Origin of the sequence: Aeromonas sp. S9(2024) (assembly GCF_041403185.1) — a bacterium.
Lineage (GTDB): Bacteria > Pseudomonadota > Gammaproteobacteria > Enterobacterales > Aeromonadaceae > Aeromonas > Aeromonas enteropelogenes.
On sequence record NZ_JBGLRE010000004.1, the window covers coordinates 301581 to 312102 of the forward strand.

Annotated in this window: 8 protein-coding genes and 1 pseudogene; all 9 read right to left on the reverse strand. The window is 60.5% G+C overall.

Features of this window, described 5'->3' with window-relative positions; all coding sequences use genetic code 11:
• Position 1: 1 nt before the first annotated feature.
• Complete coding sequence (locus tag ACB028_RS09700) at positions 2-1246, reverse strand: response regulator (RefSeq protein WP_371144158.1); 1245 nt, start codon at positions 1244-1246, stop codon at positions 2-4.
• Positions 1230-5180, reverse strand: coding sequence for an ATP-binding protein (locus ACB028_RS09705; protein ID WP_371144159.1), 3951 nt, complete (start codon positions 5178-5180; stop codon positions 1230-1232). Before ACB028_RS09705 ends, ACB028_RS09700 begins: the two co-directional genes overlap by 17 nt.
• Before the next feature lie 53 nt (positions 5181-5233).
• The gene (gene ihfA, locus ACB028_RS09710; protein WP_005300715.1) at positions 5234-5530 is read right to left on the reverse strand and encodes an integration host factor subunit alpha; all 297 of its coding nucleotides are present in this window, start codon (positions 5528-5530) and stop codon (positions 5234-5236) included.
• Positions 5531-5533: 3 nt separating this feature from the next.
• On the reverse strand, positions 5534-7921 hold the full coding sequence (gene pheT / locus ACB028_RS09715) for a phenylalanine--tRNA ligase subunit beta (protein ID WP_371144160.1): 2388 nt from the start codon (positions 7919-7921) through the stop codon (positions 5534-5536).
• A 12-nt stretch (positions 7922-7933) separates the two neighbouring features.
• Entirely contained in the window at positions 7934-8917 is a 984-nt protein-coding gene (gene pheS / locus ACB028_RS09720; RefSeq protein WP_017764544.1) for a phenylalanine--tRNA ligase subunit alpha, read from the reverse strand.
• A 413-nt stretch (positions 8918-9330) separates the two neighbouring features.
• Positions 9331-9609: a tyrosine-type recombinase/integrase gene (locus ACB028_RS09725; protein ID WP_371144161.1), complete on the reverse strand. Its 279-nt coding sequence runs from the start codon at positions 9607-9609 to the stop codon at positions 9331-9333.
• The gene (locus ACB028_RS09730; protein WP_371144162.1) at positions 9584-9937 is read right to left on the reverse strand and encodes a tyrosine-type recombinase/integrase; all 354 of its coding nucleotides are present in this window, start codon (positions 9935-9937) and stop codon (positions 9584-9586) included. The genes ACB028_RS09725 and ACB028_RS09730 overlap by 26 nt, the downstream gene beginning before the upstream one ends.
• 14 nt (positions 9938-9951) lie before the next feature.
• The gene (locus ACB028_RS09735) at positions 9952-10317 is read right to left on the reverse strand and encodes a hypothetical protein (RefSeq protein ID WP_371144163.1); all 366 of its coding nucleotides are present in this window, start codon (positions 10315-10317) and stop codon (positions 9952-9954) included.
• Positions 10318-10384: 67 nt separating this feature from the next.
• A pseudogene (locus ACB028_RS09740) lies at positions 10385-10522 on the reverse strand (IS3 family transposase); the annotation flags it as partial.

The following is a 10522-nucleotide window of genomic DNA, read 5'->3' on the forward strand; positions in this document are numbered from 1 at the left end:
GCTACCAGCGTCCGGCCATGCCGCGATCACGCCACGGCTCGATATCGAGCAGGTTGTAGGGGTCGTCAAGATAGATGGCGATACCAAGCTCGCGCACCCGCGCCATGAAACGCCCCTGCAGGGAGTCCGGACTCAAGGACTCCAGCTCGGGCAGCATCCCCTGCCCGACCAGCAAGGCCTCAAGGGGCAGGCGTTCCAGCAGATCAAAGGGAAGGTGCTGGCTGTTGTCGAGCACCAGGGCCAGCTTGCAGCCAGCCAGACTGGCCTGCAGCACCAGTGCGAAGCGCTCGGCGTTGGTGAGCAGGTGATCCCGGCGATGGATCAGCAGCGTCAACTCCGCAGGCTGGCGAGCCTGTTCGCCCAGCCACTCCCTCAGGCTCTCCCATCGGGTCGGCAGGCCGCTCACCGTCAACCAGACCGGCGAGGTGGTGGAAGGATGGGAACGCGGGCTGAGTTGCCCCAGCACCTCCCCCCGCCAGGTACGAATGGTGCGACGATGACCGCTCAAGCGGCGCTGGCGCAACGGACCAAGATAGAGCGCGCGCAACAATCTGAGCAGTTCATCGGTATCGAGGGGCTTGGCAAGAGCGGCCATGACGTTGAAGCCGGCATCGTGCAACAAGCGGCGCGCCCCGTTGAGCAGGGTCTGCTCATGGGCGGACAGCAGCACGATCGGCAACCCAGCCTCACGCAGCTGGGGCTGCCCCATCAGGACGCTGATGGCATCCTGCTCCACCAGGCTGAGATCGCAGATCAACATGCGGATCTCCCCGTCGGCAAGGGCCGTCAGACAGGCCTGCTCATCCTGTACCCATTGGCAGGGGATCCCCAGTTCGGCAATGGTCTGTTGCAGCTGCTTGCCCTGAAACGGGTGATCTTCGAGCAGCAGGATCCGCTGCGCCGCCAGCCAGTCGCCCCAACGGCGATAACTGTCGGCAAGCCCGGCCTGCCACTCTTCGTCAATGGCATAGATCCCCACATGGCCTTGCAGCTGGGCAAGATCGCCGGTTTGCCGATGAGAGGCGGGATCATAGATGGCGATGGCACCGGCCGTGAAGAGCCCCTCCCACTGCCAGCAGGCATCGGGCTGGGTACGGTGCAGTGCGACATAGTCGGGCAGTGCGCATCCTTTTACGTGCTCATAGGAGGCACGATCCAGGGTATATAAGGTGATGGGTCTAAAGCTGGCCAAGCCGGGCTCTTCCGAGTTGAGCAACGCCAGTAATTCTTCATCTGTGATGATCATCTTGAGCTCTCTTGGTGAAATGGCGACTGACCTCGTCCAGTGCCCGGGACAACCTGGCCTGGAGGAAAGAGTGGCGAGCACGCTGCCACTCTTCAATCACCGCGACTATGGGGGTAGCTCCCACCATTCTGGCGGCCCCCTTGACCTTGTGTAAAGTGGCTTCCACCCCGGACGTGTCCTTGTTGGCCAGGTGCAGCGCCAATTCGGCGAGATCCCCCCGGGTTGTTTCCAGATAAAGCGCTATCAGCTCATCGGTCAGCATGGGAGAGGGGGCCATCTCCCACTGCGCGTTTGTCTTCTCTGACTTCTGCCCGCCTCCCAGCTGCTGCAACAGGGTTGCCAGCTCCCGCAGAGCCACGGGTTTGTCGAGATGCCCATCACAACCGCAGGACTGCAACTCAAGGGCTGCCTGCTCGCTCAGATCGGCGGTGATGATATAGGCAGGCAGATGGCGCCATTGGGGGGAATGACGCAACGCCCGGCACAGTTCGGCCCCGTTCATCACCGGCATCTGCAGATCGGTCAGTACCAGATCGACCTCCTGCTCTGCGAGGATCTGCAGCGCCAGCTGACCGTTGGCCGCTCCCACCACCCTGGCACCCAGTTGTCTTAGCTGAAGGGTGATCAGCTCCCGGTTGACGTCATGATCTTCAACCAGCAGCACCCTGATATTCAACCCAGGCTGGAGGTCGGCCACCGGTTCATCGGGCACCCATTGCGGCTGCAACAGGCTGATCAGGGTGCCTGGCACCCAGGACTCCCCAGCCCACTGCCAATGCCACAAACCGCGCTCGTCCTCTCTGGCCTCCAGCACATCGGCGGCATCCGGGATCACGTTGACGCCAAGTCGCGCCAGCCAGGGGATGAGAGACTCAGCTTCATCCGACGGCATCACCAGCGCCAGCTGCCGTACCTCGGGTTGCCAGTGGGGAGTCTGCCGGATCACATCGAGGGGCAACTCGCAGAAGAAGCGGCTGCCGCCTCCCTCTCTGGCCACCACATCGATCAGGCCCCCCATCTGCTCGACCAGCTGCTTGCAGATGGCAAGCCCGAGCCCGGTGCCGGGCGCCCGCAGCTGCCCTGCCACGACAAATTGCTCGAAAGGCATGAAGAGGGTAGGACGCATCTCGGCGGTAATGCCGGGGCCCTCGTCATCCACCCCGAAGCGGAGCATGTTACCCGCCCGGGTGGCCCAGAGCACCACCTCCCCCCGCTGGCTAAATTTGATGGCATTCGAGAGCAGGTTATGCAGGATTTGGCGGATCCGGTGAGGGTCCAGGGTTTGCAAGGCGGGCAGAGCCGGATCCAGCACCAGGCGCAGTTGCAGGCGCTTGTCGCGCGCCTTGTTCCAGTGCACCGCAGCCACCTGTTCACACAACTCGATGAAGTCGGTCGGCTGGGGTGAGAGAGAGAGTTTGCTGCTCTCGTTGCGGCTGAAATCGAGCACGTCGTTGAGCAGCCCCAACAGCTCGTCCCCCGCCTGTCGCACTCGCCCCAGCGCCGAACTCTGTTCCTGAGTGAGCGGCGTGCTGGCAAGCCACTCCAGCAGGCCGAGGATGGCGTTCATGGGGGTGCGGATCTCATGGCTGACTGCGGCCAGGAAGCGCCCCTTGGCCAGCACGGCCTGCTGCGCCTGCTCGTGGGAACGTTGCAATGCCCGCTCCTGCTCGATGCGCGCGGTCACATCCTGCATCACCGCATAGACGCGCCACCCCTGTCCCTGGCGACGGCCACGGCCATCGAGCTGCAACCAGCGCTCCTGATGCTGCGGATGACGATAGCGCAGGGTATAAACGAAGGGTTTGCCCGCATGCAGCCGCTCCTGCATGGTATCGCGCAACTGGCGCAGCTCGTGACGGGCCAGCAGGGCAAAGACCTGGCCGGGATCGCGCCGGATCTGCTGGCTGGCTAACCCAAGCAACCCGTAACAGCCCCGGCTGATGAACTCTATTCCCTGGACCCTTCCATCTTCGAACAAAAACTGCAGCACCACGCCGGGCACCGTATTGGTCAACGCCCGCAGCCGCCGCTCCGCCTGGCGCAGGATACGCGCCCGCTCCTGCAGCGCGCTGATATCAGAGAGGGCGATAAGATCGGTCACCGGAGTCTGCTTGTCCCGCGGCAGTGGATGCTGCACGAAGGCGAACACCTGATCTCCCAGTATCAACTCCCCCTCCTCCTTGTGGGCTTGTACCGGAGGCAACGCCAGCTGATCGCCATATCGAGTGGCCAGGCGCCGCCCAAGCTTGTTCGACTTGATGACCCTGCCCTGGCTGTCACGCATAAACACCGGCAGCGGCAGCGTCTGGAACAGGGTGTCACGCAATTCGCTTTCGATGGCCAGGGCCCGCTCGGCTACCTGGCGCTGGGCCACTTCCCGCGCCAGTTGCTGGCGGGATCGCCAGATCACGCCGATGACGATGGCGCTGATCAACAGTGCCAAACCGACGGAGCCGAACCAGGCGAGATAGCTCACCCCGGGTTGCTGCACGACAACCAAGCGGCGCCAGCGTTGATTAAGCTCATTTATCCGGTTGCGGGTCAGGGTCATCAGGCTGCGATCCAGCACGCTGGCCAGCTCGACCTCGTCTTGGCGAATGGCAAACCCGATGCCAAACCTGTCCTCCATCTCCTTGATCTCGAACCCTTCCAGCAACTGGGTTCGTTGCGGATATTGCAACTGATAGAGTTCGCTCAGCATGGCATCCGCCTCTCCCCGTCGCAGCGCATCAAGCCCCTGTTCCAGGGTGCCGATGCGGATCCACTCCTGCTCCCCCAGCAGTGTTAGCAAAGAGGGATCATAGAGCGATTCGGGCACCAGGATCCGCTGCCGCTTGAGAGCCGAAATATGAGTAGCTGCCAGGGTCCCCTTGCTGATCAGCGCAAAGCGGTTGATGGAGATCATCCGACTGAAGGTGAACTCATCCGCCAGGATCGGAGACTCCGGCAAACCCGTCATTATGTCTGCCTCGCCGCTGCGCAATTTCTCGATGGCATCAGCCTTGCTAAGCGCAGGCACCACCTGGTACTTCAGGCCCGTCTCCTGGGTGATCCAGCGCAGCACGTCGGCGCTCCACCCTTTCGGGTTGCCCTGTTCATCCAAGCCGCTGTAGGGCATCAGCTCCGGGTTGACCACCAACCGCACGGTACGGCGGCTGCCGGCCAGCCAGGCCTGTTCGATATCGCTGAAACGGGGTTGGTTGAAGGAGAGCGCGCTCTGATCGAGGTAGTGATCAAGATCCGTATAGAGACTGCCGGCAGGCATGTAGCGAATGGCGGTGTCGATGAGGCGAACAAGCTCGGGCTCCTCTCGCATCATCAGACGGTAGCTTATTACCCTGTCATCCCCGAGCAGACGGCGCAGTCGCAACCCCTCCACCGGAAACTCCTTCATCAGATAACGCAGCTGCAGGTAATCGCCAAAGTAGGCATTGCCCTGGCCACTCTTCATCGCCTCATACAAGGACTCCCCCGGTGCCAGGGTTCTGATCGCCGCCGCCGGAAAGATGTCATGCAATACCGATACGGCATCGGAACCTGCGTAAGCCAGAAAAGTAGCCTGCTGGAGCGCCCCCCGGTAGAGCACGGCAGAGTCCGTCTCCATCATGGGACGACTGAGCCAGGTATTGGGCAGATTGCTCGTCGCCGCCCCGATATGGGGAACCATGTCGCACTGCCCCTCCAGCAAGGCGCCGCGCACCGTTTGCCAGTCGGGCAGCTCCTGAAACAGAAGCGGCACCGGTAGCTGTTTGGCCAGACGGGTGATCTGATCCTTGAGCAACCCACCTTGTGCCAGCAGATAGGGTGGCGGCAGCGTGGCCGGGTAACAGAATGTCAGTTGTTTGAGAGAGTTGGCATAAGCCTGGGTGGATGGCGCCAGCGGCAGTATGGTGGCTGACAGCGGCGTTGCAACCAGCGCCGTCAGCAACAACATGGAGGTTCGGATCATAGGGAAAGAAAAAAGCCAGGCGTCAGCCTGGCTCTTTGTTACTCGTTGGGTTCAACATTTTCTACCCTGGCCTTGAGTTTCTGGCCAGGCCGGAAGGTCACCACACGACGGGCGCTGATGGGAATATCTTCGCCAGTCTTGGGATTACGTCCGGGACGCTGATTCTTCTCACGAAGGTCAAAATTACCGAAGCCTGAAATCTTGACTTGTTCACCACGCTCAAGCGCTTGTCGGATTTCCTCAAAGAAGGCTTCCACCATGTCTTTGGCTTCACGCTTGCTCATCCCGAGCTGGGTGAACAGGTGCTCTGCGATGTCGGCTTTGGTAAGCGCCATAGATCAATCCCTCAAGGATGCATTCAACTCTTCACCAAGGGCCCGCACGACATTGTCCACGGTCTCGGCAATCTCTTTCTCCTCCAGGGTGCGCTGGGTATCTTGCAGCACTAGGCTGATGGCCAGGCTCTTCTTGTCCTCAGCCATACCAGCGCCCTGGTATACGTCAAACAAGTTTATTCCAACTACCTGATTTCCGCCAACTTTTTTAATTACTGCCAGTACATCGCCTGCCAGAACCTGACGGTCAACCACCACGGCAATGTCACGGCGGTTGGCCGGGAACTTGGAAACTTCGGCTGCAACCGGCACCTTGGCCGGGGTCAGCTTGTCCAGCTCCAGCTCGAACATGACAACGCGGCTCTTGAGACCCAGCTTCTTCTCGAGGCTCGGGTGGATCACGCCGATATGGCCGATGACCTCACCGCTGCGCAGGATGGCCGCGCTCTGGCCCGGGTGCAGCGCACTGTGTTCGGTACGCTCGAAGGTGAAGGTGGCACCTTCGGCAGTCAGATCCAGTACCGCTTCCAGATCCCCTTTCAGATCAAAGAAGTCTGCCCCACGGCTCTTGATGTCCCAGTGTTCGTCGCTCTGGTTGCCGGTGATGATACCGGCCAGCATGGGCTCCTGACGGATGCCGTTCTCGGCGCGTTCATCCTTGATGAAACGCAGGCCCTGCTCGAACAGGCGCACACGCGGCTGCTGGCGGTTCTGGTTGTAAACGACTGCTTCCACCAGACCCGGGAACAGGGAGACGCGCATGGCGGACATCTCGACCGAGATGGGATTCGGCAGCACGATGGCATCGCTTTGCGGGAACAGGGTCTGCTGGGTCTTGGGATCCACGAAGCTGTAGGTGATCGCTTCCTGGAAGCCACGGGCGACCAGCAAGTCGCGCACCCGCTTGAGGGTCACCTGCCCTTCCGCCTGCTCCACCATCGCCAGAGAGGCCGCCGGTTTGAGGTTGGGGATGTTGTTGTAGCCGTAGATGCGGGCCACTTCCTCGATGAGATCTTCCTCGATGGCGATATCGAAACGCCAGGAGGGAGCCAGTGCGGTCCAGCCGTCCACCTCCACGGTCACCTGCATGCCGAGGCGAGTCAGGATCTCGACCACCTGCGCATCCGCCACGCTGATGCCGATCACCTTGTCGAGCTTGGCACGACGCAGCTTGATGGGGGCAGCCTTGGGCAGATGGGCATCGGATTTGACCTCGATGACTGGGCCCGCTTCGCCGCCGCAGATATCCAGCAGCAGGCGGGTGGCACGGTCCATCACCTTGGCTTGCAGCTCGGGATCCACCCCGCGCTCGAAGCGGTGGGAAGAGTCGGTATGCAAACCGTAGGCACGGGCACGGCCGGTGATGGAGAGCGGCGCGAAGAAGGCGCACTCCAGCAGGATGTCGGTGGTGGTCTCGGACACACCGGTGCGATCACCGCCGAAGATGCCGGCCATGCAGGCAGGGCCCTGGGCGTCTGCGATAACGAGCGTGGTCTCTTTGAGCTTCACCTCGTTGCCATCGAGCAGGGTCATGGGCTCGTCAGCCTTGGCGCGGCGCACCACCAATTCCCCTTCCAACTTGGCCAGATCGAAGGCGTGCATCGGCTGGCCATATTCCAGCAGCAAGTAGTTGGTGATGTCGACGATGGCGTCGATGGAGCGGATGCCGCCACGGCGCAGCTTCTCCTGCATCCAGAGCGGGCTCTGGGCGTGCAGGTTCAGCCCCTTGATGACGCGGCCCAGATAACGCGGGCAGTCGGCAGGCGCCTCAACCCGGATCGGGAAAGTGGCGTCAATGGTGGCGGCAGCCGGCGTCCAGCTCGGCTCGACCACATCCACACTGTTGAGTACGCCGATTTCACGGGCCAGACCCGCGATACCGAGGCAGTCGGCACGGTTCGGGGTGAGATCCACGTCGATGGCGACGTCGTTGAGGTTCAGGTACTCACGGATATCGGTACCGATGGGGGCATCGCTCGGCAGCTCGATGATACCGTCGGCCTCAACGTCGATACCCAGCTCGCTGAAGGAGCAGAGCATGCCGTGGGACGGCTGGCCACGCAGCTTGGCTTTCTTGATGGTGAAATCACCCGGCAGGGTTGCCCCTACCTTGGCCACGCACACTTTCAGACCCAGGCGGCAGTTCGGCGCGCCGCAGACGATGTCCAGCAGCTCTTCTTCACCTACATTGACCTTGGTCACTCGCAGCTTGTCGGCGTCCGGATGCTGGGCACACTCGACCACTTCACCAACCACGACGTTATTAAACTGGCCGGCCACCGCTTCCACGGCGTCCACTTCCAGACCGGCCATGGTGATCTGTTCGGCCAGTGCGTTGTCACTCAACTCGGTGCGGACCCACTCCATCACCCAGGATTTACTGAATTTCATGTTCTCTCGCCCTTACTTGAACTGCTTGAGGAAGCGCAGGTCGTTTTCGAAGAAGGCACGCAGGTCGTTGACCCCGTAGCGCAGCATGGTCAGGCGCTCAACGCCCATGCCGAAGGCAAAGCCGGAGTATTTTTCCGGATCGATGCCGACCGAACGCAGCACGTTCGGGTGCACCATGCCGCAACCCAGCACTTCCAACCACTTGCCGTTTTTGCCCATCACGTCCACTTCGGCGCTCGGCTCGGTGAACGGGAAATAGGAAGGACGGAAGCGAATGGTCAAGTCTTCCTCGAAGTAGTTGCGCAGGAAGTCGTGCAGAATGCCCTTGAGCTCGGTGAAGCTGGCATGCTCGTCAACCAGCAGGCCTTCGACCTGATGAAACATCGGGGTGTGGGTCATGTCGTAGTCGTTACGATAGACGCGGCCCGGCGCTATGATGCGGATCGGCGGCTGCTGATGTTCCATGGTGCGGATCTGCACGCCCGAGGTGTGGGTGCGCAGCATCAGATCAGGATTGAAGTAGAAGGTATCGTGATCGGTACGCGCCGGATGGTGCGCCGGGATGTTCAGCGCATCGAAGTTGTGGAAGCCATCTTCAATCTCGGGACCACGGGCAACCTTGAAGCCCATCTCGCCAAACAGGCGCTCAATGCGCTCGATGGTGCGGGTCACCGGGTGCAGACCACCATTCTCGATGCGGCGGCCCGGCAGGCTGATGTCGATGGTCTCGGCGGCCAGCTTCTGGTTCAGCACGGCAACTTCGAGGGCTTCACGACGCCCGTTCAGGGCATCCTGCACTTGCTGTTTGGCCTGGTTGATCACGGCGCCCGCGGCGGGACGCTCTTCGGCGGACAAGGCGCCCAGGCCCTTCATCTGCTCGGTAAAAAAGCCCTTTTTACCCAGATATTTGACCCGGATTTCGTCAAGGGCGGCGATGTCGCTTACGCCCTCAATTTCGGCCCTGGCTTGGCCGACTACTTCTTCAAGCTGTTGCATGTCTTCCTCGTCACCACTCCCGGTACAGGAGCCTTTAGGCTAAATAAGGTCAAGAGGGGAATAATACAAAAAAAGCCCCTTCGCTGACCATACTTAAGGTCCCCTTTTCTCCCTATAAATCATTTTGTTATATCAAGCGAGTCTCACTTTATCCCCTACCCTCTTTAAATAGTTTGTTTGAACATCAGTTTGTTGGCATATAAATAGTAGAGAATGCAGGCTTAACATCGCCTCTTCTGGACTTCCCATTCCTCTGGCTAGCAGAAATGGGGCAACAAAAAAGGAGGCCTGAGTCGCTTCCACTTCTCTAACAAAAACAATCACTTAGATTAAAATCAATGAATTAGCTACTACTGGGGGTGACGTTTGGTCACCCCGGACGACCCTGTTTGGGGCATTTTGTGGACACTTTGTCATGGGGCAGGCAGCGGATTTTCCAGCGGGTTGAAGCGCACAGCATCGCTCAGGTAGTCCGGTGCGAAGTGGGCATAGGTCATCGTCTGCTGGATGTTGTGATGCCCGAGTATCTTCTGCAGTGCCAGGATATTGCCCCCGGACATCATGAAGTGTGATGCAAAGGTGTGCCGAAACACATGCACCGTCTGCCCTGCTGGCAGATCCGGCGCCACCGCCTTGATCACGTCGCGCACCAGCAGATAGTCGAGGTCACGGAACAGCGGGTCCCGGTTCACCCCCGTTCGTTATCTCTTGGCACAGTTCGGCCGAGATCGGCACTGTGCGATTCTTGCCGTTCTTGGTGTTGATGTAGGTCACCCGGCTGGCCAGCACATCCTCACGGCGCAGATGGGCCGCCTCACTCCAACGCGCCCCCGTGGCCAGGCAGAGTTTGACCACCTTCAGGTTATACCCCGATAGCGCAGCCAGCACGTCGCCGATCTCGTCCTGGGTCAGGTAGCCCATCGACCGCTCGACCAGCTTGACCTTCTTCATCTCTTTGAGCGGATGCTCATGGTGGTAGTGGCCAAGATCAATGAGCACCGAGAATACCCCGCCCAGCATTTATTGCTCGCGGTTCACCGTCTTGGGCTGACGACCAGCGTGCTGCCTGTGCCCGATACTCGGAGAACAGTGCACGGGTCACTAGCCTCGCCAACGGGTGGCGCAGAGCTGCATCTATATTGTGGAGTTTCTTGCGCACCGCCTCCCCCGCTTTCAGCGGTTTGGCCGTGGTAGCGCCACCAGAGTTCGATCAACTCGGATAGCGGCCGGTAGTCAGCCAGGCGATCCACCCACTCTTTGTTGTGCTCGGTGGCGATCACCCAGCGCTCGAACTGCTGGGCTTCGGACTTGGTCTTGAAGCGCTTGCGGATCCGCTTGCCCTCCCTCCCCTGCGGACGGATATCGACCAAGTACCCCTCGGGCGTAGACTTGATGCTCATCGCCCCTCCTTATATAGGAAGGCGTTCACCCTTCCCCACGGCCCGCACATTGACACCACTGTAGTGGTCAACTAAATCCGGACACATAGTTAAACCGCTTTTCGGCTTCTGCTGGCGCTATCCCGTCATTGTGTTGATGTGGGCGCCGCCAGTTGTAGTAATCCATCAGGTAGTAACTGATATCCCGCTTCGCTTCCCGCAGGCT